General features: G+C 62.7%; 27 protein-coding genes. 14 read left to right on the forward strand and 13 right to left on the reverse strand.

What is annotated here, in order from left to right; genetic code table 11:
* The first annotated feature begins 56 nt into the window (after positions 1–56).
* The 3 genes from RVAN_RS11500 to ilvC all read left to right on the forward strand — a co-directional run bounded on the left by RVAN_RS11500 (position 57) and on the right by ilvC (position 3,655).
* Positions 57–1,820: an acetolactate synthase 3 large subunit gene (locus RVAN_RS11500; protein ID WP_013419888.1), complete on the forward strand. Its 1,764-nt coding sequence runs from the start codon at positions 57–59 to the stop codon at positions 1,818–1,820.
* Between the two features lie 71 nt (positions 1,821–1,891).
* Positions 1,892–2,440 carry an acetolactate synthase small subunit gene (gene ilvN, locus RVAN_RS11505; protein ID WP_013419889.1) on the forward strand — a complete coding sequence of 183 codons (549 nt, stop codon included), beginning with the start codon at positions 1,892–1,894 and terminating at the stop codon, positions 2,438–2,440.
* A 177-nt stretch (positions 2,441–2,617) separates the two neighbouring features.
* On the forward strand, positions 2,618–3,655 hold the full coding sequence (gene ilvC / locus RVAN_RS11510; RefSeq protein ID WP_280642138.1) for a ketol-acid reductoisomerase: 1,038 nt from the start codon (positions 2,618–2,620) through the stop codon (positions 3,653–3,655).
* Between the two features lie 157 nt (positions 3,656–3,812).
* Here ilvC and RVAN_RS11515 read toward each other — a convergent pair whose 3' ends face one another.
* From RVAN_RS11515 to RVAN_RS11550, 7 genes are all read right to left on the reverse strand, one after another.
* Entirely contained in the window at positions 3,813–4,388 is a 576-nt protein-coding gene (locus tag RVAN_RS11515; protein WP_013419891.1) for a GNAT family N-acetyltransferase, read from the reverse strand.
* Positions 4,389–4,532: 144 nt separating this feature from the next.
* Entirely contained in the window at positions 4,533–4,991 is a 459-nt protein-coding gene (gene dut, locus RVAN_RS11520) for a dUTP diphosphatase (RefSeq protein WP_013419892.1), read from the reverse strand.
* Positions 4,988–6,310 carry a bifunctional phosphopantothenoylcysteine decarboxylase/phosphopantothenate synthase gene (locus tag RVAN_RS11525; protein ID WP_013419893.1) on the reverse strand — a complete coding sequence of 441 codons (1,323 nt, stop codon included), beginning with the start codon at positions 6,308–6,310 and terminating at the stop codon, positions 4,988–4,990. The genes dut and RVAN_RS11525 overlap by 4 nt, the downstream gene beginning before the upstream one ends.
* Before the next feature lie 92 nt (positions 6,311–6,402).
* Positions 6,403–6,975 carry a GNAT family N-acetyltransferase gene (locus tag RVAN_RS11530; protein ID WP_013419894.1) on the reverse strand — a complete coding sequence of 191 codons (573 nt, stop codon included), beginning with the start codon at positions 6,973–6,975 and terminating at the stop codon, positions 6,403–6,405.
* A gap of 337 nt (positions 6,976–7,312) precedes the next feature.
* On the reverse strand, positions 7,313–8,236 hold the full coding sequence (locus tag RVAN_RS11540; RefSeq protein ID WP_013419895.1) for a S49 family peptidase: 924 nt from the start codon (positions 8,234–8,236) through the stop codon (positions 7,313–7,315).
* Positions 8,237–8,396: 160 nt separating this feature from the next.
* Complete coding sequence (locus tag RVAN_RS11545) at positions 8,397–9,113, reverse strand: tRNA1(Val) (adenine(37)-N6)-methyltransferase (RefSeq protein ID WP_169309543.1); 717 nt, start codon at positions 9,111–9,113, stop codon at positions 8,397–8,399.
* A gap of 66 nt (positions 9,114–9,179) precedes the next feature.
* Positions 9,180–9,461 (reverse strand): DUF2007 domain-containing protein, encoded by a 282-nt coding sequence (locus tag RVAN_RS11550; RefSeq protein WP_342410974.1) that lies wholly within the window; start codon positions 9,459–9,461, stop codon positions 9,180–9,182.
* A 110-nt stretch (positions 9,462–9,571) separates the two neighbouring features.
* On the opposite strand from RVAN_RS11550, the gene RVAN_RS11555 reads away from it, so the two are divergent.
* The 6 genes from RVAN_RS11555 to RVAN_RS11580 all read left to right on the forward strand — a co-directional run bounded on the left by RVAN_RS11555 (position 9,572) and on the right by RVAN_RS11580 (position 15,112).
* A complete protein-coding gene (locus RVAN_RS11555) occupies positions 9,572–10,588 on the forward strand; it encodes a polyprenyl synthetase family protein (RefSeq protein WP_013419898.1) in 1,017 nt (338 codons plus the stop codon).
* Between the two features lie 238 nt (positions 10,589–10,826).
* Positions 10,827–11,324 carry a 5-(carboxyamino)imidazole ribonucleotide mutase gene (purE, locus tag RVAN_RS11560; protein ID WP_013419899.1) on the forward strand — a complete coding sequence of 166 codons (498 nt, stop codon included), beginning with the start codon at positions 10,827–10,829 and terminating at the stop codon, positions 11,322–11,324.
* Positions 11,311–12,411: a 5-(carboxyamino)imidazole ribonucleotide synthase gene (locus RVAN_RS11565; RefSeq protein ID WP_013419900.1), complete on the forward strand. Its 1,101-nt coding sequence runs from the start codon at positions 11,311–11,313 to the stop codon at positions 12,409–12,411. Before purE ends, RVAN_RS11565 begins: the two co-directional genes overlap by 14 nt.
* Before the next feature lie 120 nt (positions 12,412–12,531).
* Complete coding sequence (rpsU, locus tag RVAN_RS11570; RefSeq protein WP_013419901.1) at positions 12,532–12,762, forward strand: 30S ribosomal protein S21; 231 nt, start codon at positions 12,532–12,534, stop codon at positions 12,760–12,762.
* Positions 12,763–12,967: 205 nt separating this feature from the next.
* On the forward strand, positions 12,968–13,729 hold the full coding sequence (locus RVAN_RS11575) for a tetratricopeptide repeat protein (protein WP_049779376.1): 762 nt from the start codon (positions 12,968–12,970) through the stop codon (positions 13,727–13,729).
* A 579-nt stretch (positions 13,730–14,308) separates the two neighbouring features.
* On the forward strand, positions 14,309–15,112 hold the full coding sequence (locus RVAN_RS11580; protein WP_013419903.1) for a transglutaminase-like domain-containing protein: 804 nt from the start codon (positions 14,309–14,311) through the stop codon (positions 15,110–15,112).
* 83 nt (positions 15,113–15,195) lie between these two features.
* On the opposite strand, the gene RVAN_RS11585 is transcribed toward RVAN_RS11580, so the two are convergent.
* Complete coding sequence (locus RVAN_RS11585) at positions 15,196–15,489, reverse strand: general stress protein (protein ID WP_013419904.1); 294 nt, start codon at positions 15,487–15,489, stop codon at positions 15,196–15,198.
* Between the two features lie 245 nt (positions 15,490–15,734).
* The gene (locus RVAN_RS11590; protein ID WP_245257979.1) at positions 15,735–16,814 is read right to left on the reverse strand and encodes a type III PLP-dependent enzyme; all 1,080 of its coding nucleotides are present in this window, start codon (positions 16,812–16,814) and stop codon (positions 15,735–15,737) included.
* 775 nt (positions 16,815–17,589) lie between these two features.
* Here RVAN_RS11590 and RVAN_RS11595 point away from each other — a divergent pair.
* From RVAN_RS11595 to RVAN_RS11605, 3 genes are all read left to right on the forward strand, one after another.
* The gene (locus tag RVAN_RS11595; protein WP_155942437.1) at positions 17,590–17,982 is read left to right on the forward strand and encodes a response regulator; all 393 of its coding nucleotides are present in this window, start codon (positions 17,590–17,592) and stop codon (positions 17,980–17,982) included.
* Between the two features lie 197 nt (positions 17,983–18,179).
* A complete protein-coding gene (locus RVAN_RS19050; RefSeq protein ID WP_013419907.1) occupies positions 18,180–18,635 on the forward strand; it encodes a DUF3429 domain-containing protein in 456 nt (151 codons plus the stop codon).
* A 217-nt stretch (positions 18,636–18,852) separates the two neighbouring features.
* Positions 18,853–19,197 (forward strand): BA14K family protein, encoded by a 345-nt coding sequence (locus RVAN_RS11605; protein ID WP_013419908.1) that lies wholly within the window; start codon positions 18,853–18,855, stop codon positions 19,195–19,197.
* Between the two features lie 115 nt (positions 19,198–19,312).
* Here RVAN_RS11605 and RVAN_RS19055 read toward each other — a convergent pair whose 3' ends face one another.
* Positions 19,313–20,308, reverse strand: coding sequence for a DUF1835 domain-containing protein (locus RVAN_RS19055; protein WP_013419909.1), 996 nt, complete (start codon positions 20,306–20,308; stop codon positions 19,313–19,315).
* 9 nt (positions 20,309–20,317) lie between these two features.
* Positions 20,318–20,779 (reverse strand): preQ(1) synthase, encoded by a 462-nt coding sequence (queF, locus tag RVAN_RS11615; protein ID WP_013419910.1) that lies wholly within the window; start codon positions 20,777–20,779, stop codon positions 20,318–20,320.
* 258 nt (positions 20,780–21,037) lie between these two features.
* Here queF and RVAN_RS11620 point away from each other — a divergent pair, with 258 nt between their 5' ends.
* Positions 21,038–22,105 carry a hypothetical protein gene (locus RVAN_RS11620; protein WP_013419911.1) on the forward strand — a complete coding sequence of 356 codons (1,068 nt, stop codon included), beginning with the start codon at positions 21,038–21,040 and terminating at the stop codon, positions 22,103–22,105.
* A 24-nt stretch (positions 22,106–22,129) separates the two neighbouring features.
* On the opposite strand, the gene RVAN_RS11625 is transcribed toward RVAN_RS11620, so the two are convergent.
* Positions 22,130–23,668: a peptide ligase PGM1-related protein gene (locus RVAN_RS11625; protein WP_049779623.1), complete on the reverse strand. Its 1,539-nt coding sequence runs from the start codon at positions 23,666–23,668 to the stop codon at positions 22,130–22,132.
* A 128-nt stretch (positions 23,669–23,796) separates the two neighbouring features.
* On the opposite strand from RVAN_RS11625, the gene amaB reads away from it, so the two are divergent.
* Positions 23,797–25,350 (forward strand): L-piperidine-6-carboxylate dehydrogenase, encoded by a 1,554-nt coding sequence (amaB, locus tag RVAN_RS11630; protein WP_013419913.1) that lies wholly within the window; start codon positions 23,797–23,799, stop codon positions 25,348–25,350.
* Between the two features lie 54 nt (positions 25,351–25,404).
* Here the strand turns inward: amaB and RVAN_RS11635 are convergent, their stop codons facing one another.
* Positions 25,405–25,755, reverse strand: a complete 351-nt coding sequence (locus RVAN_RS11635; RefSeq protein WP_013419914.1) for a hypothetical protein — start codon at positions 25,753–25,755, stop codon at positions 25,405–25,407.
* Positions 25,756–25,801 lie beyond the last annotated feature (46 nt).

A 25,801-nucleotide genomic window follows, 5' to 3' on the forward strand; every position in this document is an offset into this window, starting at 1 on the left:
CGCGCGATTTTGAAGGTGGGGCGGTCGCAAAGGCCGCGTTTGACTGGAGTTTTTCTATGGCACGCGCGATGACGGGCGCAGAAATTGTTCTGCAAGCCCTCGCCGATCAGGGCGTCGAACACATTTTCGGCTATCCGGGCGGCGCCGTACTTCCGATTTACGACGAGATTTTCAAGCAGAACGGCATCAAGCACTTCCTCGTGCGGCATGAGCAGGGCGCGACACACGCGGCCGAAGGTTACGCGCGCTCGTCCGGCAAGGTCGGCGTCGTGCTCGTCACCTCCGGCCCCGGCGCAACGAACGCCGTTACTGGCCTCGCCGACGCGCTCATGGATTCCATTCCGCTCGTCTGCATCACGGGTCAGGTCGGCACCCCCCTCATCGGCTCGGACGCCTTCCAGGAATGCGACACGGTCGGCATCACGCGCCCCTGCACAAAGCACAATTACCTCGTCAAGGACGTGAGCGACCTCGCACGCATCCTGCATGAGGCGTTCTACGTCGCGCAGAATGGCCGTCCCGGCCCGGTCGTCATCGACATTCCGAAGGACGTCCAGTTCGCGAAGGGCACCTATATCGGCCCGAACAAGGTCGTTCACAAAACCTACCGCCCGCAGGTGAAGGGCAGTCCGCAGGCGATCCGCGACGCCGTGGACCTGATCGCCAGCGCGAAGAAGCCGATCTTCTACACGGGCGGCGGCGTCATCAACTCCGGCCCGGCGGCCTCGAAGCTCCTGCGCGAGTTCGTGGACACCACCGGCTTCCCGATCACGTCCACGCTGATGGGTCTCGGCGCCTATCCCGCTTCGTCGAAGCAATGGCTCGGCATGCTCGGCATGCACGGCACCTACGAAGCCAACATGGCGATGCATGATTGCGATGTGATGATCTGCGTCGGCGCGCGATTCGACGACCGCATCACCGGGCGACTGAACGCGTTCGCGCCGAACTCGAAGAAGATCCACATCGACATCGACCCGTCGTCGATCTCGAAGACCGTGCGCGCCGACATCCCGATCATCGGCGATTGCGGTTACGTGCTCGAAGAGATGCTGCGCGTCTGGCGTTCGCGCGCGCCCCAGATCGACAAGAAGGCGATCAAGGCGTGGTGGACGTCGATCGATGGTTGGCGCTCGCGCGATTGCCTCAAATACAAGACGCGCGATGACGTGATCATGCCGCAATACGCCATCCAGCGGCTTTACGAACTCACGAAGAACCGCGACACTTACATCACGACCGAGGTCGGCCAGCATCAGATGTGGGCCGCGCAGTTCTATCGCTTCGACGAGCCGAACCACTGGATGACGAGCGGCGGCCTCGGCACGATGGGCTACGGCCTGCCGGCGGCGGTCGGCGTGCAGGTCGCGCACCCGGAAAGCCTCGTCATCGACATCGCGGGCGAGTCTTCGGTGATGATGACGATGCAGGAGATGTCTACGGCGGCACAGTACGGCCTGCCGATCAAGATCTTCATCCTGAATAACGAATATATGGGCATGGTGCGTCAGTGGCAGGAACTGATGCATGGCGGGCGCTATTCGCAGTCCTACGCGGAAGCGCTGCCGGACTTCGTGAAACTCGCGGAGGCGTATCACGGCGTCGGCCTGCGCTGCGAGAAGCCCGACGAACTCGACGACATGATCATCGAGATGATCAATACGCCGAAGCCGGTGCTGTTCGATTGCCGCGTGTCGAAACTCGCCAACTGCTTCCCGATGATTCCGTCGGGCGAGGCGCACAACAACATGCTGTTCGGCGACGAACTCGCCAGTGAAGACATTGAACTCGCCTTCTCGAAGGGCAAGGCGCTCGTCTAAAGCGGTGCGTCGGGCTTCCGGCTTCACCGCCGCGAGGCCCGCCGACGCGGCCCAAAGTAAGGTGGCATACAATGAACAAGATGGAATGGGGTCCGGCGATGCCCTTGGCAGATCCGCAGGAGCGAATTGAGCGGCATACGATTTCGGTGCTCGTCGACAACGAGCCGGGCGTTCTCGCGCGTGTCATCGGCCTGTTCGCCGGGCGCGGCTACAACATCGACAGCCTGACGGTGACCGAGGTCAGCCGCGAGGCTGGCGCATCGCGCATCACCATCGTCACTACGGGTTCGGTCGAGATCATCGACCAGATCAAGAGCCAGCTCGGCCGGCTCGTGCCGGTGCACGGCGTGACCGACCTCACCGTCAAGGGCGATCCCATCGAGCGCGAGCTTGCGCTCGTCAAGGTGGCCGGAAAGGGTGACAAGCGCGTCGAGAGCCTGCGCCTCGCCGAAGCCTTCCGCGCCAAGGTGGTGGATGCGACGGTCGATCATTTCGTTTTCGAGATCACGGGCAAGGTGTCGAAGATCGACACGTTCATCGGCCTCATGAAGCCGCTCGGCCTCGTCGAGATCGCGCGAACGGGCGTCGCCGCCATCTCGCGCGGCCCCGAGGGCATGTAGCGAAAGCAGGTTAGCTTCGCGCAAACTCGCCGCTGCGGAGGATCGTGTCCGCAAAATCGAGGGAAGTTCGATTGACCTTTGGCGCGCGGCTTTCTAAGCCGGTGCCCAACTCAGAGCGTTCCGCGTCCTTCGGCCTCACGATCACGCCCGCGCCCTGAAAATTCGACGGAAAAAACGCTGAAAAAGGGAAATACCATGCGCGTTTATTATGATCGCGACGCCGATATCAATCTCGTCAAGGGCAAGAAAGTCGCCATCGTCGGTTACGGTAGCCAGGGCCACGCCCACGCGCTCAACCTGCGCGACTCCGGTGTGCCCGATGTCGTCGTGGCGCTGCGCAAGGGCTCGGCTTCGGCGAAGAAGGCCGAGGGCGAAGGCTTGCGCGTGATGGAAGTGGCCGATGCCGCGAAATGGGCCGACGTCGTGATGATGCTGACGCCGGATGAGCTTCAGGCCGACATCTATCGCGATCACCTGCATGCCAACCTCAAGGAAGGTGCGCTGCTTCTGTTCGCGCACGGCCTCAACGTCCACTTCAACCTGATCGTGCCGCGCGCCGACCTCGACGTGGGCATGGTTGCGCCGAAGGGTCCGGGCCACACCGTTCGCGGCGAATATGCGCGCGGCGCGGGCGTGCCGTGTCTCATCGCGGTTGCGCAGAATGCGAGCGGCAACGGGCATGAACTCTGCCTTTCCTATGCGAGCGCCATTGGCGGCGGCCGCGCGGGCATCATCGAGACGTCCTTCAAGGAAGAGTGCGAGACCGACCTTTTCGGCGAGCAGGCCGTGCTGTGCGGCGGCGTTGTCGAGCTGATGCGCTCGGGTTACGAGACGCTGGTCGAGGCGGGTTACGCGCCGGAAATGGCGTATTTCGAATGCGTTCACGAGATGAAGCTGATCGTCGACCTCATCTATGAAGGCGGCATCGCGAACATGAACTACTCCATCTCGAACACGGCGGAATACGGCGAATACGTCTCCGGCCCGCGTGTCGTCACGCCAGCGTCGAAGGCGGCCATGAAGGACGTGCTCTCCGACATACAGAGCGGGAAGTTCGTCCGCGACTGGATGCTTGAGAATAAGGTGAGCCAGACGAGCTTCAAGGCGCAACGCGCGAAGTGCGACAGCCACCCGATCGAGGAGACCGGCAAGAAGCTGCGCTCCATGATGCCGTGGATCGCCGAGCGCGCGCTCGTGAACAAGGCGAAGAACTAAAATGGAAGCCTGTGTCACCCGCGTTCGTTGAACGCGGGTCGATCCCGTTCCGCCTTCCGATAGCAACACATCGCCCGGACGGAAAAAATGCACCGAGGCCGGATGCGAAACGACAATGGCCGGGGCATGCCCGGCCATTTTTAATGGGTCGCTGTGTTTAAGCCACTGGCTCCGAATGAACCGGCAGGTCGATCATCGCCATGACGAAGCCGCTGGTGTCGTCCACGGCCTCCTCCCACAGGGAGATGTAGGTGGGCAGCGCCGGTAACACGCGCCCGACGACTTCGCCGTGATCGAACAGCAGTTCCGCCTCGTACTTCCGGCAGATCCGCTGCATCTTGTGGTTCTCGGCGAGGCAGTTCATGTAGAGGCGCTGAATGCCCCGGTTCCGCGCCGCACGGATGATGCGGCCGAGAAGCTCGGTGCCGACGCCTCTGTTCTGATAGTCATGCTCGACCGAAAACGCGCCTTCGGCATCCGCCGACCAGGCATCGCCGATCTGCCGCATTTCTGCCGCGGCGCGCAGTTCTCCTTCGACGAAGAAACCGTAGACGAGGCACTTCATTTCGCCCAGCCGCGAGGCATAGTCGATGATGAAGGCATCACTCACAGCCATGCCGAAGCGCATCCGGCGACTGTCACGGTCAAGTCTCAAGAGGTGGTCGCGGAATTTGTCGGCCTCCGACAACCACATCTTTCTGATCGTTCCTCCCCAGAGGTGAGATTCAGGCATTGAGGAACCTCCTTCTGGATGGTTGTGAGCCAAGTGTTCGGCTCCTTTGAACGTACAATTGTAGCACGCGCTGTCATGTTGCAAGTGCGAAGAGCGCGAAACATAGGCGCATGGCACCTATGCCGCCGGATGAAAACCCCATGTTTACAATTGACCTGTGGACCCGAAGCCACCGGTGTTTCGCTTTGTCGCGGGGAGCTTTTCGGTAATCTCCAGCAACGCTCGCGCTATCGGGGCGATCACAAGTTGCGCGATCCTGAAGCCGCGCTCGATCGTGTAGGGCTCGCTGCCGAGGTTGATCAATAAAACGTGCAACTCTCCGCGATAATCGGAATCGATCGTGCCGGGGGCATTCAGAACCGTGATCCCATGATGGAGCGCCAGACCGGAGCGGGGGCGCATCTGGCCCTCATACCCATGTGGCAGTTCCAGCGCGATGCCGGTCGGGATCAGCGCCCGTTCGCCCGGCGCGAGAAAGAGAGCGTGCCCCAGCTCCAGCGCCGCCGCCAGGTCGAGGCCGGCGGCATGCTCGCTGCAATAGGACGGCGCAGGCAACCCCTCGCCGTGTGGGAGCACGGTATATCGGACGACGACGTCGCTCATAAGTTTCCTTCGCGTTGGGAGGCGTTGCGCTGGCTTGTGCTGACATGCTCGGCCGCAGCGCGCATGAGCCGCAGCGCCACGTCGTCTTTGGACAAGGAAGGCCAGCTTTCCACGCCGTCGCGACGGATCACATGCACTTCGTTGTGATCGCCGCCGAAAATTCCGCGCTCCGGCGAGACATCGTTGGCGACGATCCAGTCGGCGCCCTTGCTCGCGAGCTTCTTCGAGCCGAGCGCGACCGCGTTACCCGTTTCGGCGGCGAACCCGATGACAAGCGGCGGGCGACCGGCACCACGGGAGGCGACGGTTTTAAGGATGTCGGGATTTTCGACAAGGCGAAGCTGCGGTGGCCCGTCCTCGCCTTTCTTGATCTTCTCCGCCTCGACAGCGGCGGCGCGCCAGTCCGCCACGGCGGCGGCGAACACCGCGATATCGGCCGGAAGCGCGGCATCGACCGCGTCGAACATGTCGCGCGCTGTTTCAACATGCACCGTTGCGACGCCCTTTGGATCGGGGAGCGCGGTCGGTCCGGCCACGAGCGTCACGCGGGCACCGAGGCGCGCAGCGGCGGCTGCGATGGCGTAGCCCTGTTTTCCGCTCGAACGATTGCCGATAAAGCGGACGGGATCGAGCGGCTCGTAAGTCGGCCCGGCGGTAACGAGCACGTGCCGCCCGGTCAGTGCGCCGCTGCTCGAAGCGCCGTCCTGAGGGGCTGTATCGCCTGTGCATTTGCTGCGCAGCGTGGGGCCGCTCTGATGAGCGGGTCGCGCGGCGGCGTCCTCGCGCAAGATCGCGCTCGCTGCGCTGATGATCTCGTCCACCTCCGCCATGCGGCCAACGCCCCACTCGCCGCACGCCATGCCGCCCTCGTTCGGGCCGACGAAACGCACGCCATCGACGGCGAGTTGCGCGAGGTTGCGGCGCGTGGCCGGATGCGTCCACATGCGCCAATTCATGGCGGGCGCGGCTAGAACGGGCTTGTCGCCCGCGAGAATAACGGTGCTAGCGAGGTCGTCCGCGATGCCGTGCGCCATCTTCGCCAGCAAGTTCGCCGTGGCGGGCGCAACGATGATGAGGTCAGCCTCGCGCGACAGGCGGATGTGACCGATCTCGGTTTCATTCTTGAGGTCGAAAAGCTCCGTGAACGCGGGCTCCTCGGACAGCACTGCCACCGAAAGCGGCGTCACGAACTCCTGCGCGGCGCGCGTCAGAACACAGCGAACCTTCGCGCCGCGTTCCCTCGCCCGGCGGATGAAGTCGAGGCACTTATAGGCCGCGATGCCGCCGCCGATGATCAGGAGGATGGATTTTCCGTGCATGTCCGGCGTTCCGATTGCGGCGAAATCCTACAGCGGTCTAAGGCGGGAGTCACCATCGGCGCGACGGCGCTCCGCTGCGAGCGCACGTCCGCTTACAGCGACTTTGCGCGGTCGCTTTCCGGCAGCGTACGATCCCCCTCGCCGAGCCGGCGCTGCATCAGAACGCTATCCACCCATCGGCCAAATTTGAACCCGGCGGAAACGAGAACGCCAGCCGGATGAAAACCCATACGCTTATGCAACGCAATGGAGCCAGCATTCCCGCTGTCGCCGATAACCGCTACCATTTGCCGCCAAGGCCCGGCCTCGCACCGGGCAAGCAACTCCGCGAGAAGCACGCTGCCGATGCCGCAGCCTCGCAGGCCGTCCGCCACATAAACCGAATCCTCTATCGTATAGCGATAAGCCGACCGCAGCCTGTAAAGCCCCGCATAGGCATAGCCGACGACCGCGCCGCCGCGTTCCGCAACGAGATATGGCAAGCCGGAAGCGAGCACGCTTTCCCGGCGCATCGCCATTTCCTCCACGGAGGGCGCCACCTCCTCGAAGCTTGCCAAGCCATCCAGCACATGATGCGCATAAATGGCGTGAACGGCGGCCATGTCGCACTCGCGCGCATCGCGAACCGAAACCGCTGCCGTATCCTGCGCGTCTCTTTTTATCATGCCACCCGTCGCCAAGTCGAAAGACGATGCACCGAAGCTAACGCTTTCGCCAAGCTTGCGCCAGCGTTTGAACGGAGGGTGGAGAACGCTTCGGCGGATCAGTCGGCGGGTCGATAGACGCCCGCCGCCGCGTCGAACATCAATGGAGTGGTTACGACCGGACGCGCTGCGCGCCGAATACGACGATCTGTCCGGCGGATTGCCGCCTCGACCCGGTCAGCCTCGCGCCTGAACCATCGCAGGGCGAAAACGAGCATCAACGCTCCCAACGCAACAGCAAAAACCTGAGACATCACACAACCCCGACAATTTACATGAACGCGTCGGCTTCCGCCGACTACAGCCCGAAGCGCGCCCAGATCGCACGCTCTTCGAGAGCAGAGATCAGATCATCAGCAAAACCTTGTGCGAAGCTGATGCCCATCCCTGTGCCGGAAACCGAGACGCCCACTCCCGCTTTCCGCCTGAAGAATCCGCGCTCTGTGGAGATAAGCTTAAGCCGCACTTTATCTCCGTACTCCGAGCGCATCTTTGCCCTGAGATCAATGATGCCATCGATCAGGCCAAGTTCAAGGGCCTGCCTTCCGGCCCAGAACTCACCTGTGAATAAGTTATCGCCTGAATTGGCGATCCGGTCGCCACGGCTTTCCTTCACGAGCGCGATGAAGTCTTCATGGACGATGGCCTGAAGGCGCTTAAGTCGCGAAATTTCCTCCGGCTTTTCTGGCCGGAACGGATCGAGCTGCATCTTGTTTTCGCCGGACGTGTAGACACGCCGGTCGATGCCGAGCTTGTGGATAAGGTGGACGAAGCCGAACCCCGCCGAGATCACGCCGATGGAGCCGACGATCGATGAGCCGTCCGCGTAAATCTCATCCGCCGCGCACGCGATCATGTAGCCGCCCGATGCCGCCACGTCTTCGCAGAAGGCATACACCTTCTTGTCGTGCTCCTCCTTGAGCGCGACGATGCGGTCGTAGATGAGGCGCGACTGAACGGGCGACCCGCCAGGCGAATTGATCTGAAGGATGACCGCCGGTCCCTTGGCGGCGAACGCGCGGTCGAGCGCGGTGGCGCAGCCCGAAAGCGTCAGCCCTTGCCGCAGCGGCGAGGCCGCACCGATGGCTCCGCTCAGACGCACAACGGGAATGGTCGTCCTGCTGCTAGAGAAAAGGTTGCCCGGAAAAATGTTGCCCCACATCGAGGTGTTGGGGCGAGTGGCCGGAGATGACTCGCTATCGACGTCCATGGAAACCCGCATGACATTCGCCTCGTCGCTACGCGCCGGAGAAACGCGGCTTGGTAAATTTATGACACATGTGTGTATGTGAACGAGGTTAACAAGCCATACCCGGTCGAGTTGCGGCTGGAACCTGTGGCAAAGCGCGCACGCCTGAAGCGCCGCAGCGCGACCGGCCTTCTCAAACGCGAAGCGAAAGCGATTGGCCGTGACGTAAGATCGCGGTCGCTGCCGCCGTCGGAGCGCCGTCCGCCTCGTGAAGAACGACGCCCGGAAGGATCGAGGCCGGCGCGCGGCTTCCCTTTATGCCGCTTACGATGACGCGGATCGCGGGCGCGCCGGCCTTCGGATGAAGCGGCAGGATGCTCAACGCCCCGAAGCGCCTGTCGAACGCCGCGAGGATCTGCGGCAAAGCGTCCGCCGTGTGGATCACGGTTGCGCTGGCGGACGGGCGGGCGGCGGCCGCGAGGAAGCGCGCCCAGTCTTCGAAGCCGCCTTCCGCCATGGCACGGGCGCGACCGTTTCGCGCGTCTTTGGAAGGGCGAGTGCGGCCATGCTCGAAGAACGGCGGATTGGCAATGACGTGGTCGTAGGCCTCGCGGAAAAGGCCCGCCGCTTCGAGCTCGGTCCAGGAGGCGGTGAGATCGGCGTTGGCGATAGTAAACTGTGCGGCGAGGTCGTTTTCGGTCGCGTTCTCCCGCGCGAGCGCCGCAAGCCCGGCGTCGATTTCAACGCCAGTTACGCTCACGCCCGGAACGCGCGCGAGGAGACATAAAGAAGCCGCGCCCGCGCCGCACCCCGCTTCAAGCACCCGCTCGCCCGCCTGCGCAGGACACGCCGCCGCCAGAAACACGGCGTCGAGCCCGGACCTGAAGCCCGGCTTCGGTTGCCGGACCATCACCCGCCCATCGAGAAAGGCATCACACGTGAAAGTGACCGGACTCGTCATAGTGATTTTGCGATATTACGCCTGCAAGACGCCGCTGGAGACCGCCCGCCCCGCGATCTGATCGCCAAGGTCGGCGTCCGTGAGGAGCTTGGCGCATTCCTCCCAGTCTTCGGCGGCGACGAGAACGCGCCGGGGAAAAGCGCCGATCGATCCCTCTATAGAACTCACGTGGACGTCCGCGATGAGAACCGGAAACCCAGCGTCGCCTAACAAAGAGTTGACATAACTGAGGAGCACAATATCCGTAGTGCGCAACAACTCTTTCATTGAGCAAGCCTTTTCGGACAGGACAGGCATCCAGGGACATTAAGCCACGTGGCTAAGTTATCAAAGCGGTGTTTTTCTGGGATCCTGACGAGGTTCGCCCAGACCGTCATCATGCCCAAGCAGCCCATTCGGAGGAAATCATGAACTTGGCGGCTCAAGTTCAGGAGCGCAGCGATCCGTCAGCGGCGCTCGAACCTCTTCTGCGGCTTGTCCATGATGAAATGGGCGAGGTGAACAACATCATCCTGTCGCAGGCGCGGTCCGACGTCGCGCTGATCCCGGAACTCGCACGCCATCTGATCAATTCCGGCGGCAAGCGGCTGCGCCCGATGCTCACCATCGGCGCCGCGAAGATGTGCGGCTACGAAGGCACGGGGCACATCATGCTCGCGGCTTCGGTCGAGTTCATGCACACGGCGACGCTTCTGCATGACGATGTCGTCGATGAAAGCGACATGAGGCGCGGCAAGAAGAGCGCGCGCATGCTGTGGGGCAACCAGGCGAGCGTGCTCGTCGGCGATTTCCTGCTCGGGCAAGCGTTCCGCATGATGGTGGATGTCGGCTCGCTCGGCGCGCTGAAGGTGCTGTCGGAGGCGTCATCCGTGATCGCCGAGGGCGAAGTCTGGCAGCTTGCGGCATCGAAGAACCTCGCGACGACCGAGGAAGAATATCTCAACGTCATCATTTCGAAGACGGCGGCGCTGTTTGCCGCTGCGGCCGAGATCGGCGCGATCCTGACCAATCGCGGCCCCGAGGAACAGGCCGCGCTGCGGCTTTACGGCACCAACATCGGCCTCGCGTTCCAGCTTATCGACGACGCGCTCGACTATTCGGGCGAGGCGGCGAGCCTTGGCAAATGCGTCGGCGACGATTTCCGCGAGGGCAAGATCACCTTGCCCGTGGTGCTTTCCTATCGGCGCGGGACGCCGGAGGAGCGCGCCTTCTGGCGGCGCACGCTACAGGAGGGCTCCATCGAAGACGGCGACCTTGAGCACGCCATTCAGATCATGCGACGCCATAACGCCATCGAAGAGACGATCCAGCGCGCGGTGTATTACGGCAAGGAGGCGCGCGAGGCGCTGGCCATCTTCCCCGCCGGCGAGGCGCGCAAGGCCCTGATCGACGCGGTCGATTTCAGCATCGCGCGTATGCATTAGGTCAGCCTGCGATTTGGCGCGGAGAAGCTGATCGCGCTAAAACGCGCCGCGTCTTGATTTGCGGCGCGATAACCGAACCATGTGGACTCGCTCGACCCGCGGCGTCGAACGGTTCGGCCGACTCACCCCGCCGTAAAAATGAGCGATCGCTCATTGGCGCTGGAAAACGGGGTGAGAATTCAAACTGCGATCACAAAGCCGCTTCCGGTGCGCGCGATTCCGTGATTTGTAATTTCATATGACCAATGTCCCGCCCCCTGTCGCCATCATCATGGGCAGCCAGTCCGACTGGCCCGTCATGCGCGCCGCCGCAGCCGTGCTCGACGAACTCGGCGTACCATATGACGCGCGCGTTATTTCCGCTCACCGCACGCCGGAACGCTTGTATTCCTTCGCGAAATCGGCGCGAGGCGAGGGCTTCAAGGTGATCGTGGCAGGCGCCGGCGGAGCGGCGCATCTTCCGGGAATGACGGCGGCGCTCACCACGCTGCCGGTGCTCGGCGTGCCCATCGCGACGACCGCGCTGAAGGGCCAGGATTCGTTGCTCTCCATCGTGCAGATGCCAGCGGGCGTTCCTGTCGGCACGCTTGCGATTGGCGAACCGGGCGCCACAAATGCCGGCCTTCTCGCCGCTTCGATCCTCGCGCTGGGCGACGCGGCACTCGCTGCCCGCGTGGAGGCGTGGCGCGCAAACCGCTCGGCCAAAGTGGCGGATAAGCCGAATGACGTTCCGTGAGCCTCTGCCGCCCGGCGCGACCATCGGCATTTTCGGGGGCGGGCAACTCGGGCGTTTTCTTGCCGTAGCAGCCGCGAAGCTCGGCTTCCGGACGGCCGTCTATTCCTCGAAGGAGGACAGCCCGGCTTTCCAGGTCGCGTCGCAGCATTGGTGCGCATCCTACACGGACGAGGTCGCGCTCGCGGACTTCGCGCAGAACTGCGATGTGATCACTTTCGAATTCGAGAACGTGCCCGCCGCCGCGCTTCAGATCGCCGCGCTGCGAACGCCCGTTTGGCCACGTGCGCGCGCCGCTGCCATGACGCAGGATCGGATCGCTGAGAAGCGCTTCCTCACAGCGCTCGGCCTTGATACCGCGCCCTACGTTGTGGTCGAGACGGACGCCGATCTTGTCGCTGCCGCCGCGTTCCTCGCGCAGCACGGGCGTGGCATCCTCAAGATCGCGCGCGAAGGCTACGACGGCAAAGGCCAGGCGCGCGTGTCGAGCGAGGCGGAGCTTCGCGACGCGTTCGCGGACTTTGGTGCCGCGTGCGTGCTGGAAGGCATGGTCGACTTCGCGCTTGAGATTTCGGTGATCGCGGTGCGCGGAGCCGATGGCGCGGTATCGGCCTATGACTGCCCGGAGAATCGCCACCGGGACGGTATTCTTCATCAGAGCATCGTGCCGGCCGCATGCCCGCCCGCGCAGCAGGTCGCCGCGCAGGAAATTGCCGCCCGGATCGCGGCCGCGCTCGACTATCGCGGAACGCTCGGGGTTGAATTTTTTGTCATGCCCGGCGGCGAACACGTTCTCGTGAACGAAATCGCACCTCGCGTACACAATTCCGGCCACTGGACGATGGAAGCCTGCGTCATCAGCCAATTCGAGAACCACATTCGCGCCGTCGTGGGGTGGCCCATCGGCAGCGTGGAGCGGCACTCCGACGCGGTGATGACGAATCTCCTTGGCTCGGATGTGCTTGAGTGGCAGGACATTTTAAATCGCGATGCGGGTGCTTCCCTGCATCTCTACGGCAAGTCGGAGATCAAGGACGGTCGCAAGCTTGGGCATGTGACCCAATTATCACCGGTGGAAAAACAACCGTAACGCTTCGCGCGCTACGTCAAGCTTAAATAGACAGACAGGGTAAAGCCTGATAGAGTGCGCGCAATAGCCTGCACTTGTGCGGGCTTTTTTATTCCAGCCCATCGAACCAAGGGAGTCAGCGTGCAGGTACACGTTCGCGATAACAATGTCGATCAGGCGCTGAAGGCGCTCAAAAAGAAAATGCAGCGCGAAGGTATCTTTCGCGAAATGAAGCTGCGCAACTATTACGAAAAGCCCTCCGAAAAGAGAGCCCGCGAAAAGGCCGAGGCCGTGCGCCGCGCCCGCAAGCTCGCTCGGAAGAAGGCTCAGAGAGAAGGCATCGTCGCTCCCGGCCGCGCCGCAGCACGATAAGTCTTCGTTTCAGATTATACACAACCGGCGAAAGGTTTCGCGCCGCCATTCCGATTGTGGCCTCATTCGAGGCCCATTGTGGCGACACTTGAGAACCTTTCGCGAGGGTGGAGCCTGTATTGTGACGGGGACGATAAAACGAGCGTTGACGGCGGGTGGTGTGTGTCTTGCGGCTTTGTCGCTTGCGGCATGTGAAACCCCCGGAGTGAGCGATCAGCGTGCCGCCGACCGTCTGAACAATCCGCAGGTCGATCCGAGAAATAACATCGCCTCCATCTCACAGGTTCTCGCCAAGAACCCGCGAGATGCGAGCGCCCTGAATCTTCGCGGCACCGCCTATGGTCAGGCAGGCGACGGTGAACGAGCCATAGCCGATTTCTCGGCCGCGATTCAGATCAATCCGCAATTCTACCAAGCCTACAACAATCGCGCGCTGATTCATCTGAAGATGGGCCGCTACGACGCTGCTCTTGCCGATTACAATCAGGCGCTGGCGATCAAGCCGGATTACGCCGGAGCCTATGTCGGCCGTGGCAACGTCTACAAGGACCAGCGCAATTATCCGTTGGCCGTGGCAGACTTCAGCAAGGCCATCGAGCTCAAGCCCGACGATCCGGCGCCGTACTACAGCCGTGGCTTGATCCATCAGGCCATGAATGACCATCGCAACGCGCTGGACGACCTGAACGTCGCCGTGAATTATCGGCCCGACGCGCCGGACCCGCACTTCGCGCGCGGCCAGAGCTACATGGTCATGCAGGACTACAAGAAGGCCTTCGAGGACTTCCAGGTTGCGGGGACCAACAAGGTCAACAACTACGAGGCGTGGGCAGCAGCCGGTCAGGCTGCGGAAGGCATGGGCGACCGGAAAGAAGCCGCAGTCGCTTACAAGCGCGCGCTTCAGATCAACCGGGAAAGCCGCGTCGCCTCTGAGGGGCTGCGTCGCGTCGGCGGCGAGGACGCGTAAAGCATTCGATTCGTGTTGGTTCGAGCTGCGTGCTGACTTGCTGCAAGTGCGCTCTTGTACATGCGATCAGGCTTATTGCGCTGGGGAAGTCCCGCTTGGCGTCGGGCCAGAAAGCGGCCACCGCCTTGGTGATGAAAAGCGTAGGCGCTGTGTCACTGCTTCGTTGAAAAGAACGAAACGACCGCCTCGCGTGAGGCGCTCCAACTTCTGCTAACTGCGCCAGCGCGCGACGAGCGGTCTCCGCGTTAGCTATCGGCGCGGCTAGCCAACCTCGTGGGCAGCGAAGCGTTTTTTTCTGGCCGTGCGCAACCATCGGCTTGGCAGATTTGTTTTCTAGAAAAATCGTCGGCTTCCTCTGTCCCGTCGCTTTATATCGATGGATCTCAGCGTCCGCTTGCCGGTTGGAGAACGAAAGTACTGGCCTCGGTTCAATCTGAGGCATCCCAAGTTGATGGACGGAACGCTTAGAGTCTCGACATCCTCTCGCCACGGTGGCTTCATCACTCGCCGCCAGTCCCTCGGGCCTCGGGCCAGCATATATCCGATCTCGCTATACTTACTCATAAGCCAGGAGCGACCATGAGAATACACGTTGGCAGCGAAATGACATTCGACTTTCCTCAGCCGACGCCGATGATTGCTCTGCTCAATGTCCATTACTCGCGCTTTTCCGATCTCGAACACCCGGATTGTCTTGTGACGAGCCCGGCCGCCCCGATCGAAGGGTATCGCGACAGTTTCGGGAACTGGTGCAATCGGGTTGTTGCCCCCGCTGGCCGCTTCACGTTGCGGACCGATGCGGTCATCCGGGATAACGGCTCATCCGATCCCGTGGACGTCAATGCCTTGCAACATCAAGTCGAACATCTGCCCGCCGAGACGCTCCAGTTTCTTCTCGGCAGCCGCTATTGCGAAACCGACGTCTTGTCCGAAGACGCCTGGCGGCTTTTCAAGGATCTGCCGTTGGGCTGGCCGCGCGTGCAAGCCGTATGCGACTTTGTGAATGGCCATCTGTCGTTCGGCTACGAACATGCCCGCGCCACCCGCACCGCCGCGCAAGCCTATGCCGAGCGGCGCGGCGTCTGCCGCGACTTCGCCCACCTCGCTATCGCCTTCTGTCGGTGCCTGAACATCCCCGCGCGTTACTGCACCGGTTACGTGAGCGACATCGGGCTTCCGCCGCCATACGCGCCGATGGATTTCGCGGCCTGGATGGAGGTCTATCTCGGCGGACGCTGGTACACGTTCGATCCACGAAACAACGCCGTCCGGTTTGGCCGTGTTCTCATCGCGCAAGGCAGGGACGCGGCCGACGTGCCCTTGACGCAGATCTTTGGTCCCGGCACGCTTTCCAGCTTCCGGGTCTGGACAGAAGAACTCTAAGCTGCCCGAGCCGCGACCTTAAGAAAAACCCCGCCGATACGACGGGGTTTTTCTATGAGCTGCCCCGCGATGGGGCGTAAACATCAGACTTGCGAGCGGCTTTCACGGGATTTTCCCCCGTGGCTCGCCTGACCGCCCTTGCGGCCCGCTTGGGCGGCAAGATCGCGGTTGCGCGAGAAGCTGCGGTTTTCGTCCGACACGTTCTGCCCGCCCTTGCGACCGGCTTCGGCGGCAAGCGAGCGGTTCTGGCTGAAGCTTCTCTTCTCATTCGGGACGCTCTGCCCGCCCTTGGAGGCGATGGCGCGTTGCTTTTCGGCGTCCATGGAAGCGAAGCCCCTATTCGAGGTCGAACCCTTCTTGGGAGTTTGGGAGGCCATTCAAGCTCCTATCGTGACTGTTTGTAGCAGTCTCAGACTGAGACTTTACGCTGCTAACAGCCTGCTCCCGTCGTGGTTCCGCTGATACTGCGAAGAATTTGCGGCCGACACACAGATTTTCTTCACGTTTTCGTCAAGACAAGCTCCAGGTGGCACAACGAGAAAGGCCGTTGGACAGGGAAAATGTCCAACGGCCATCTGCGTCAAGGTTTCGCTTTACTTGAAAGTCAGGTTGCAGGCGGAAGCTAAAGCGCGGCCTTCATCGAAGTTGCAGCCGCTTCCTCGCCATACATCGACAGCATCGGCTCATCTTCGAGAACAACCTCGTCATAATAACCGCAGCCATTGAAGTGGCTCGCCATCACGCGACCATACGCGCCGATATTGCCGATTTCGATGAAGTCGCCCTCATCGATGCTTTCCGGCAGCATGAACGGACCCGCCAGATAGTCGGCGCTGTCGCAGGTTGGGCCGTAGAAGTCGAACGCCTTCTCGCGCCCACGCATGGGCTCCCCGTCCGACGCATAGGCGCGCGTCGGGAAAACCCATTTGCAGTGCGCCGCGTCGTACAGCGTGCCGAACGCCCCGTCGTTGACGTAGAGCGTATCGCCGCGCCGCGCGTCGACACGGACGATCACCGACTCGGCTTCCGCCACCAGCGCCCGCCCCGGCTCGCACCAGAGCTGGCAGGTGTAGCCCACCGCCATCTTGTCGAAGGCGCCGCGGATCTCGTCCATGTAGGCGTCGAGCGCAGGCGGCTCCATGCCCGGGTAGCGGGACGGAAAGCCGCCGCCGACGTCGACGATATCGACAAGCGTAGCGGCCCGCACGATCTGCTGCGAGACGGTCCGAAGCACCTGGCCATAGCCGACCGGGCACATCATCTGGGAGCCCGCGTGGAACGACACGCCCAGCATGTTGGAGTTTTGACGCGCGCGGCGGATCAGTCCCGGCGCTTCGCTCCATGGCGCGCCGAACTTCCCTTCGAGCGAGATTTCGCTGTAGGTCGATGGGCACGCCACGCGCACGACGAGCGTGAGATCCTTGGCATTGCCGGTGACGGCGAGGATCTTGTCGAGTTCCGAATCGGAGTCGAGCGAGAATGTACGGACGCCATAGTCAAAATAGGCTTCCGCAATGAACTTGCGCGATTTGACCGGATGCATGATGTGCATGACCGCGCCCGGAAGATCCGCGATGGCGCGAACTTCGGTTGCGGACGCAACGTCGAAATGCCGGATACCCGCATTGAAAAGCGCCGCTACGGCCTTGGGCGAATCGTTCGCCTTGACCGCATAAAGCGTTTCCCCCGGAAAATTGTCCAAGAACCAGCGGGCAGCGCTAGCTGCCGCGTGCGGACGGAATCCAAGAACGGGGCGATCTACATGAAGCTTGCGGAGAACCTCCGCCGGCGTCGGGTAAATGTCCATCGCATGGGACCTCCCATTTAAGAGTTAATCCGATGCTGCTGACGAACGCTTCACCGCGCTATGCGGAGTTTGCCAGACAGGCGTATTTCTGCACGTTCAGCATACGGGAGGCGGGTTAGCCTCAGAGCGCAGCCTTTATGAGCAGAAGTCACCTCCCCGGCGCCCTGATATGGCGCTATCGTTTCGCAATCGAGCTGCTTTAAGTGGCCATATCGCCCCGAAGGTCAAGACCTTTTTTCGCGTGGGGGGAGAAAACCGCCGACGTGATGTTTACTTCACGCAGGAAATCGACGAAAACCTTTAAGTATCAAAGGCATTTCAGTGAGTGCGCCAGCGCGTCGGATGCGGTGCACCAGCGTCGAAAGCGAGCGAAATCCTCATCGATTTCGGCGGAGGCGCCTGGCGTCCGAGGTTTGCGAAGGGGCGATCCGCGATTGCGAACGCAAGGGCGGAAGCTAGGGAACGGTTCATCACAATCGACGGTTTCGCTTCGAAGGGACGCCCGCCGTGGTACAAACACAGCCCTGTTTCGCTTGCCAATTCCAACAGTTCTCCGAAAGGATCGCGAGGGGACGGCGCTGCGACTCTCATCCTCAGGTAGCGATTGGAATTTTTGCAAGTGACCCTAGATGTGTTCTCGATGGATTATCGCTTTGGATATGCGGACAGGATGAGTTCCGATTCTGAGATGCCCTTGCAGGGAGCCAAAATACTCGTGGCCGAGGACGACGCGATCCTTGCATTCGATATCAGCATCCTGCTTCAGAAGGCCGGAGCGTCGATCCTGGGGCCGGCCGTTACCCTCAATCATACGATGACCATCGCCGCCAACACGCCGATGTCCGCCGCGTTGCTGGACGTGAGCCTGCGCGGTGAGGAGGTCTTTCCAGCCGCGCGCGTACTCACCGAACGCGGTGTGGGCGTGGTTTTCTACACGGGTTATGCCGAGGTGGACAAACTCAAGCGCGAGTGGCCGAACGCCGAGGTGCTGACGAAGCCCGCGCCTCCGCGCCGCCTTGTCGACGCGGTCGCCCGCGCCTGGGGCGAAAGCACGGTCGTCTGACCCCTCCCGTATAGGGCATCGACAGTTGCGCGGCAGCACGTCCCCGCCGACCAGCGCAACAAGAAAAGCAATAAAATTCGCGTCAAAATCCGATGCAGCAAGGCGCTGTTGCGGAGCTCCAGAGTAGCGCAAGTTTCAAGCATGGCGTCTGCGGTAAATTAATGGCGCGCATAAGAATTTGCCGAGGGTGGATCGCAATGCCGATGCCGTCGAACTCGAAAGCCTCCCAGGCCATGCCGTTTCCGGCGCGCGCTATCGGCCTGGCGTGCCTACTTCCCTTCACCTTTGGCGCTCTCGCCGTGTGTCTTGCACCCGAGATCAGGTCAGAAGCCGCTTCGGCGCTGATCGTCTACGGCGCCATCGTGCTATCCTTTTTGGGCGGTGTCCGTTGGGGGTTCGCGGTGCTCGAAGGTGGGGAGGCGAGTTGGAGCGCCTACGGTTTGGCGGCAATTCCGTCCCTGATGGCGTGGATCGGCGCGGTCTGTGGCGGCCCGGACGGTCTCGCCATTCTCGCGCTGGCGCTCACGGTCTGGTTCTTTGTTGAAAAGGCCGCCCCGCCCGCATTGCCGCTGCCCGCCTGGTACGGCAGGGTTCGCGGGATACTCACAACCATTGCAACCCTCTCGCTCGGGGTGGCCGCCTTTTCATGGTAACTAAACGGTAATATGCTCAACCCTTGGCTGAGCTGCGGAACCATCTTATCTTAAGATGTGTTGGGCGGTTTAGTATTGAGAGAGGGTTAACATGTTCCAGCTTTTTAAAGCATCCTGTGCCACGGCGGCGCTCGGTGCTGCTCTGACCATGACATAGTATTCCGCGAGCGCGGCTCCGCTTGTTTCGGGCTTGGAAGGCGCTGTTTCTTCCAACCTCATGGCTGTCGAGTATCCGGGTGGACCCGGTCCGAAACATCACAAACCCGGTTTCAAACCCGGTCCGAAGCATGGCCCCGGTTTCGGCCCAGGCCCGCGTGGCGGCGGCAATTGGGGTCACCGTCGTCGGGGACCAGGCGGCGCAGCCATCGGACTTGGCATCGCGGGTGCGATCATCGGCGGCGCGATCATCGCCAACGAGGCCAATCGGGCTTATGCCGCACCGCCGCCGGCCGCCTATGACGATGGCTACGGTCGTTGTGCGGCCACGTTCCGGTCCTTCAACCCGAACACCGGCACATATATCGATTTGAACGGCTACGAACGGCCGTGCCCTTATCTTTAACCCTAGACGCCTGACGTCATCCTGCGGTCCGGCCTTGCAAGGCTGATCGCGGGAAACGGCGGCGGCACCGCTTTTCCGAAGTCATGCGCCGACGGCCTTCGCCGCGCGCGAGCGCTTAACCTAACAGCTTGCTTTCGGGTGGCACCAGCCGCCGGGCGCTAGCGTCCCATCTCCACGGCGCGCGCGATGTGATGCGAACGCCGCCGATAGCGCGGTCGATGCGCCGATGCTGCAAGGCGTCGGCATGGCCGCAAAGCACCGATACGCCCAGATGCGTCAGCGAAAGCCGCGAAGCCATATAGGCGTCACGCGCGCCCTCCGGCAGCCCGGGTGAAAAGGCACGGCCATTAAGCCCCGCAATAAACGGCGCCGAGGTATCGCCCAGCGCATCCAGCAGGCAATAAAAGCTCCAGTCGCCCATGAACAACGCCACCTCGCTCTCGCGATAGGCGTCATAGATATCTGCCGGGTGCCGAACGCCGTCGTGGATCAGCGTGAGGATGGTCGTTTCCGTGCGCGAAAGACCGGTGCGATGATCCGGCAATTCTTCGAGGAGCCGCAGCATCGCAAGGCGCAGGAACGGCAGAACGTGGGTGCTCAGGCGCAGCAGGTTCGCCCACGGCTCTGGCGAAGGGGCACGGAACGCGCTCCATGCAAGCCGCGCGAGCGCGAAATGCGCGTCCGTCGCGCGCTCCTGAAGGTGGAGATGCTGCTTCAGGCCGCGCGGCGTCTCGGTGCCGATGTAACGCCCCGACTGAATGAGCGACACGCCCTCGCGCCGCCCTTCGCCCGCGAGAAAATCGAGCACTTGAACGAGTTGCAACTGGTCGTAGAGATCGTGCTCGAACCACAGCACGATTTCGCGAAATTCCGCATGACCGCGCAAGACGTCGTCACGAGCACGAAACGCCGCGCGAAGCTCCTCCTCCGAGGTCCAGCCGCGCTCCGCGAGAAAACGGGCGCGCACGTCGGAAAGCTCGTCAAGCGGAAGCGCGGGGACCGGCCCCTCATAGAGAATATCTCGCCACGGGAGAATTTCGCCGTCGATGCGCGCCTCTCGCATGCGCGCGACCGCCTCGTCGCCATTGGTGATGATCAGCCGGTCTTTCATGCGTCATTTTTAGCCGCGCCCACGGTAAGGCGCAACGCCCTGTTCGGGCACCCACAGGCCATGCGGAAGATCGCCAACAGCAAAGAACACATCGATGGGCATGCCGCCTCTGGGATACCAGTAACCGCCGATCCTGAGCCAGTGCGGGTTCAGTGTCGCGTCGAGCCGCTTGCCGATGGCGACGGTGCAATCCTCGTGGAACGCGCCGTGATTGCGAAACGCGCCGAGATAGAGCTTCAGCGACTTCGACTCCACGAGCAGGTCGCGCGGGACGTAGTCGATCACAATGTGCGCGAAATCCGGCTGGCCCGTCACGGGGCAGAGCGAGGTAAATTCCGGCGCGGTGAAGCGCACGACGTAGAGCGAGCCCGGGTGCGGGTTCGGAACGGTTTCGAGCGCGGCCGCGTCCGGCGATGCGGGCAAGTCGGCACGCTGCCCGAGTTGCGTCAGGTGAACCGTGGGGTCGTTCATGGATTTACTCCGTCTTTGGGCGAGGCGGTCCGGGCGCCCTCGTAAACGCGCGATTGGCCCAACAGGTGCCACATCGAAACCCTGCGCGCAAACGCCGCCTCGGCCATTTTGACGGCGCCCTGGCTTCCGGCCTCGCGCGAAGCTTGTGGCCGCCGTGCCATAGTCGCTTCACAAAATGGCCATGCCGCCGCGCTTCAGTCTCGGCCCATCGAGGGCCAGATCGGCTCCCGGTCGCGTTCGCCTTCGAGTACAGAGTCCATGCGCCGTTTTCTCATCTCGTTCCTCATCCTCGCGCTTATCCTGCCGGCCAGCGCCGCTCCGCCGCCCGCAACCGCCAATTGGCCGGAGGCCGGTCAACGCTGGATCAAGAAATATCGCGCGAAGCCCGAGCCGCTCGCGGTTCCCGCCGTGATCCAGATGCTGAGCCATTCCGGCGCGCTGAAGGAGCCGGATTCATCCGGCCTCTATGTCGGCTTCCTCGCCGGGGTGCTGAACGCGAACCCGAAAAAGGCGCAGGCCATCATCGAGAAAACGCTGCCGCTGCCCTTCGAGGATCAGTGGATCGTGATCCGCGCCGTCGCCTATTCCCAGATCCCGGACTGGCGCAATCACATGAGCGTACTGGCGGCTCGCCTGCCTGACCGGCGCGTGATGGCCGAACGCTATCTTTCGGGCGAGTTGCCGACGCTGAACCAGATCGCGCTCGAACCCTACAAGCCCGGCACGGTCGAGAAGGTTCAGAGCTTCTTCAACGGCGACATGTTCTTCAAGGACAAGGAAAAGGAAAAAGAAGAGAAGAAGCGCCAGATCACCTTTGCCTCCAACGCGGAGCTGATCGACACGCTGTGGGGCATCTATTTCGCGACGGGCCGCGAGGGGCCGATCGCGCAGATCGTGACGCTGCTGCCATGGTCGAAGGAGCGCGACAGCGTGGACAAGCTCACCATCGGCAGCATGGCGCGCTTCACGCTGGCGTCGAACGCGGCGCGCGACGCGGATCTTCTGCGCGTGCTGAAGAATTTGCAGGAGCGGCAACCGAAGAAGGTGAAGCCCATCCTCGCGGAAGTGATCGAAGCGGCGGAACTCGCGGACACCGCGCGGCTCGGCAAGGACGCGCTCGCAGCGCTCGACGAGTTGAAGCGCAAAGGGCCCGGCTCCACGCGCGATCTTCTCACCTGGGGTTCGGTCGGCCAGGCGGCAGTGTCGGCGGGTTGCCTCGGCCTCGCGGTGGCGAGCGTCGGAACGGCGGGCATTCCCTGCGTGGTCGGCGGCGCACTTTCAACGGGTGCGCTGCGCTATATCGGCAGCTCGGGCGGCGTAGAATGACAGCGTGCCCGCTGGCGCCTTTAACTAGTCGCCATCGTGCCGCGTGCCCTCTTCGTCGAGGATCGCCACGCTTCGCATGTAGGACTGATAAGCCTTCTCCTGCGTGTCGCCGATGGCGAGCACGCCGAGCTTGCCGAACTCCGACAACGCGCCGACGAGATGAAACACGACGCCTTCCTGCTTCGCGGCGTCGAAATGCAGCCGCTGCGTCGCGGCGATGTCGATGAGGTCGGTCGGGGTCAGCCCGCGATAATGGTCCGCGTGGAGATTGTCCGACGCGTAATAGAAGCAAGGCTTGCCCGCCGCGCTGTAAAACAGACCGGTTTCGCGCTCGTAGCGCCCCGCCGTGAGGTATTGCAGCATGAGGAACGGGTGCGTGGTGCCGCCCTTCCGCAAGTTGATCTCGATGGCGTAATGCCGCCACGGCGCGTCTTCGTCGTCCTTCACCGACATGAAATCGATGGCGAAGCGGCCGAGCGCACCCTTCGACGCAAGCACCTCGCCCGCGCGGCGGCCGAGTTCCTGAATGTCGAGGCGATAGCTTTCATCCGCCGGGAATTTGCAGCCGAGAAAAACCTGCTCGTTCGCCCCGCCGAGCACCTGATCGTGCGTCGAGATGGTCTCAAGCGTCCCCATCGGATCGACGCGGAATTGCGATGAGGGCGAACGCTTGATCTTGCCCTCAAGGAACTCCTCCACGATGCCGCCCATCAGCTCGAATTTTTCCATGAAGGCGTCGAACGTCATTTCCGCCGATTGAAAGCCGAGATGCGGAAGCTGCTCACCCACCCACTCGCGAAGGCCGGCCTCCGGCGCGCCCTGGAAGCAGAACACCGCGTTGCCTTCCCCCGAGAAGCCGTCATTCAGCTTCACCACGGCGCGGCGCAGCGCCGGATTCCGCTCCTTCAGCGTGACGAGCGCATCCACGATGTCGTCCGCGTTCTTCAGGTCTTCGAAGCCTGCGGGCATGGCGATGCCCGCTTCCCTGAAAATCTTGCGCGATCCGCTCTTCGACCCCCAGCAGGAAACCTCGGGATCGGAGCCGTAAATCGGCAGGTCGAGCTTCAGAGCGAGCTTTTTTTCGAGCGGCGTCACCGTGAAAAAGGTCACATGCGCCGCGTGCGGATCGGGGATTGCGGCCTTGATCCGCTCGATTAGGCGCGGGCGCGCGAGGATCTTCGCGGAAAGCGGCGCGTCGGAACTGTCGTAGCAGGAGAGAAGCACGAGCCGCTTCTTGGCATGCTGGGCCGGGATGCCCGGCAGAAGATGCAGGTAATAGTCGATGATCGGCGTGGCGATGGGCGTGCTTGTGACGTAGATCACACGGGTGCGCGGGAAGCGCAGCAGCAGAAGCAGGCAAAGCAGCCGCTCCTCGTAGTGATGTACGCCCGCGATGCGCGCCATCACTTCGCGGTCGAAGGTGATGCTTGGCACGATGACAACGGTGCGCGGGGTATTCGGGTCAGCGAAAATCTTCGCGTAGGTCTCGCGGAAGTGATCCTGCAAGACTTTCGATCTCGCCAGTTCGACCGGCTCGAACGTTACACCATTAGCCCCGCTCAAGCGCGCTTTCCCATGGTTCTTCCGCTCTTTATCGAGCGTTCCAATATTATACTGAAAAGGTACCGGCATTGCTTCCAGACGACAAGCGAAGCCATGCGGCACATTCCCTGCTCGTTAAGGAAAAATCGATGACTTCAGTTCCCGAGACCGGCTCTATCCCCCGCGATGTCCGCGCGCTGCTCGAAGATTTGGGTGTTGCGAGCGAGACTTTGTCGGGCGGCGCGTTCGAGGCGAAGACCCCGATCACGGGCGAGATCATCGGACGCGTGCGGCTCGGCGGCGCGGCGGACATGAATGCAGCGGTTGACGCGGCGCACGCGGCATTCCTCGCATGGCGCAGCGTTCCGGCGCCCGTGCGCGGCGAACTTGTGCGGCTGTTCGGCGAGGAACTCCGCGCCAACAAGCCCGCGCTCGGCCGCCTCGTCACCATCGAGACCGGAAAGATCGTTTCCGAAGGCCTCGGCGAGGTGCAGGAGATGATCGACATCTGCGATTTCGCCGTGGGACTCTCGCGCCAGCTTTACGGCCTCACCATCGCGAGCGAGCGCGCCGATCATCGCATGATGGAGACGTGGCATCCGCTGGGCGTCGTCGGCATTATCTCGGCGTTCAACTTTCCTGTGGCGGTGTGGGCGTGGAACGCGTCGCTCGCACTCGTCTGCGGCAACGCGTGCGTGTGGAAGCCGTCGGAGAAGACGCCGCTGACCGCGCTCGCCACGCAGGCCATATTCGAGCGGGCGGTGGCGCGATACCGCAAGGCGGGTCACATCGCGCCGGACGGGCTTTCGGCAGTCGTAATCGGCGCGCGCGAGGCCGGCGAGGCGCTGGTCGATAACCCACGCGTGCCGCTCGTCTCCGCCACCGGTTCCACGGCGATGGGCCGTGCGGTCGGCCCTCGGCTCGCCTCGCGCTTCGCCCGCGCCATCCTTGAACTCGGCGGCAACAACGCGGCCATCGTCTGCCCAACGGCCGACATCGACCTGAGCCTTCGCGCCGTCGCCTTCGCCGCGATGGGCACGGCGGGGCAGCGCTGCACGTCGCTGCGGCGGCTGTTCGTGCATAATTCCGTCTATCACAAGCTCGTCCCGCGCCTGAAGCAGGCTTATGCGACCGTGAAGGTCGGCAACCCGCTGGACGACGGCACCCTTGTCGGCCCGCTGATCGACGAGGCGGCCTACGCCGGTATGTACAAGGCGTTCGAGGAGGCGAAGGCGTCGGGCGGCAGCCTCTTCACCGGCGGCGAGCGCATCCGCGCGGGCGTGCCGGAGGGTGGCGTCTATGTGCAGCCGACGCTGATCGAGATGCCCGAGCAGGTGGGGCCGGTGCTAAAGGAAACCTTCGCGCCGATCCTCTATGTGATCCGTTACAACGAGCTTGAGGAAGCCATTCGCCTGAACAACGAGGTTCCGCAGGGGCTTTCGTCGTCCATCTTCACGAACGATCTGCGCGAGGCGGAACGGTTCCTGTCGGCGCGCGGCTCGGATTGCGGCATCGCGAACGTCAACATCGGCCCGTCCGGGGCGGAGATCGGCGGTGCGTTCGGCGGCGAGAAGGAAACGGGCGGCGGCCGCGAGGCTGGCTCCGACTCGTGGAAGGCGTATATGCGCCGCGCGACCAACACCATAAACTACGGCTCGACGCTGCCGCTCGCGCAGGGCGTCAAGTTCGAGGTCGGGCGATAGAGAACGCGGCACGGCGAACGAGGCAACGCGCCTCCATCGCCAGCCTTCGCGCGCTCAGCTTCGCCAGTCGATGTAGACGTTGCCGCGCGCGTCGGCGCCGATGACGACATCGTCGAACTTGGCGAGGCGCAACTTGCGGACCTCGCCCATGGCGGTGCGTTCGGTCGTGACCTCTTCGATGAACGGAAAGTCCTTCAGGTTGCGCCAATCGACCTGCTCTTCGAGCGGGCCACGCGGCGTCGAGATCGTCAACGCGCCCGCTTCCTCTTCGCTGGCGACGATGGAAACACTCGTCTCGTTGCGCGAGATGGTGATGTTCGCGCCCTGCGTCTCAGGGGCCGGGCTGACATTGATGTGCGAAGGCCAGACGCTGCGGTGGAACGGGATGACTTCTCCGGCGCGCATAGTTTCGATCCTCCAGATTCGTTGGAGGACAGTCTTTACGAAGAAC

It is taken from the genome of Rhodomicrobium vannielii ATCC 17100 (assembly GCF_000166055.1).
Lineage (GTDB): Bacteria > Pseudomonadota > Alphaproteobacteria > Rhizobiales > Rhodomicrobiaceae > Rhodomicrobium > Rhodomicrobium vannielii.

Bases quoted from the DNA above. Each gene is read 5' to 3' on its own strand.
- RVAN_RS19050 (WP_013419907.1), top strand. From the start codon at position 18,180: ATGCCGATGCCGTCGAACTCGAAAGCCTCCCAGGCCATGCCGTTTCCG.
- queF (WP_013419910.1), bottom strand. From the start codon at position 20,779: ATGAACGACCCCACGGTTCACCTGACGCAACTCGGGCAGCGTGCCGAC.
- RVAN_RS11545 (WP_169309543.1), bottom strand. From the start codon at position 9,113: ATGGTCCGGCAACCGAAGCCGGGCTTCAGGTCCGGGCTCGACGCCGTG.
- RVAN_RS11595 (WP_155942437.1), top strand. From the start codon at position 17,590: ATGAGTTCCGATTCTGAGATGCCCTTGCAGGGAGCCAAAATACTCGTG.
- RVAN_RS11550 (WP_342410974.1), bottom strand. From the start codon at position 9,461: ATGCCTGTCCTGTCCGAAAAGGCTTGCTCAATGAAAGAGTTGTTGCGC.
- RVAN_RS11635 (WP_013419914.1), bottom strand. From the start codon at position 25,755: ATGCGCGCCGGAGAAGTCATCCCGTTCCACCGCAGCGTCTGGCCTTCG.
- ilvN (WP_013419889.1), top strand. From the start codon at position 1,892: ATGAACAAGATGGAATGGGGTCCGGCGATGCCCTTGGCAGATCCGCAG.
- RVAN_RS11605 (WP_013419908.1), top strand. From the start codon at position 18,853: ATGGCTGTCGAGTATCCGGGTGGACCCGGTCCGAAACATCACAAACCC.
- RVAN_RS11515 (WP_013419891.1), bottom strand. From the start codon at position 4,388: ATGCCTGAATCTCACCTCTGGGGAGGAACGATCAGAAAGATGTGGTTG.
- RVAN_RS11525 (WP_013419893.1), bottom strand. From the start codon at position 6,310: ATGCACGGAAAATCCATCCTCCTGATCATCGGCGGCGGCATCGCGGCC.
- dut (WP_013419892.1), bottom strand. From the start codon at position 4,991: ATGAGCGACGTCGTCGTCCGATATACCGTGCTCCCACACGGCGAGGGG.
- RVAN_RS11585 (WP_013419904.1), bottom strand. From the start codon at position 15,489: ATGGCCTCCCAAACTCCCAAGAAGGGTTCGACCTCGAATAGGGGCTTC.
- RVAN_RS11555 (WP_013419898.1), top strand. From the start codon at position 9,572: ATGAACTTGGCGGCTCAAGTTCAGGAGCGCAGCGATCCGTCAGCGGCG.
- RVAN_RS11540 (WP_013419895.1), bottom strand. From the start codon at position 8,236: ATGCGGGTTTCCATGGACGTCGATAGCGAGTCATCTCCGGCCACTCGC.
- RVAN_RS11580 (WP_013419903.1), top strand. From the start codon at position 14,309: ATGAGAATACACGTTGGCAGCGAAATGACATTCGACTTTCCTCAGCCG.
- amaB (WP_013419913.1), top strand. From the start codon at position 23,797: ATGACTTCAGTTCCCGAGACCGGCTCTATCCCCCGCGATGTCCGCGCG.
- RVAN_RS11500 (WP_013419888.1), top strand. From the start codon at position 57: ATGGCACGCGCGATGACGGGCGCAGAAATTGTTCTGCAAGCCCTCGCC.
- RVAN_RS11530 (WP_013419894.1), bottom strand. From the start codon at position 6,975: ATGATAAAAAGAGACGCGCAGGATACGGCAGCGGTTTCGGTTCGCGAT.
- purE (WP_013419899.1), top strand. From the start codon at position 10,827: ATGACCAATGTCCCGCCCCCTGTCGCCATCATCATGGGCAGCCAGTCC.
- RVAN_RS11565 (WP_013419900.1), top strand. From the start codon at position 11,311: ATGACGTTCCGTGAGCCTCTGCCGCCCGGCGCGACCATCGGCATTTTC.
- RVAN_RS11620 (WP_013419911.1), top strand. From the start codon at position 21,038: ATGCGCCGTTTTCTCATCTCGTTCCTCATCCTCGCGCTTATCCTGCCG.
- RVAN_RS19055 (WP_013419909.1), bottom strand. From the start codon at position 20,308: ATGAAAGACCGGCTGATCATCACCAATGGCGACGAGGCGGTCGCGCGC.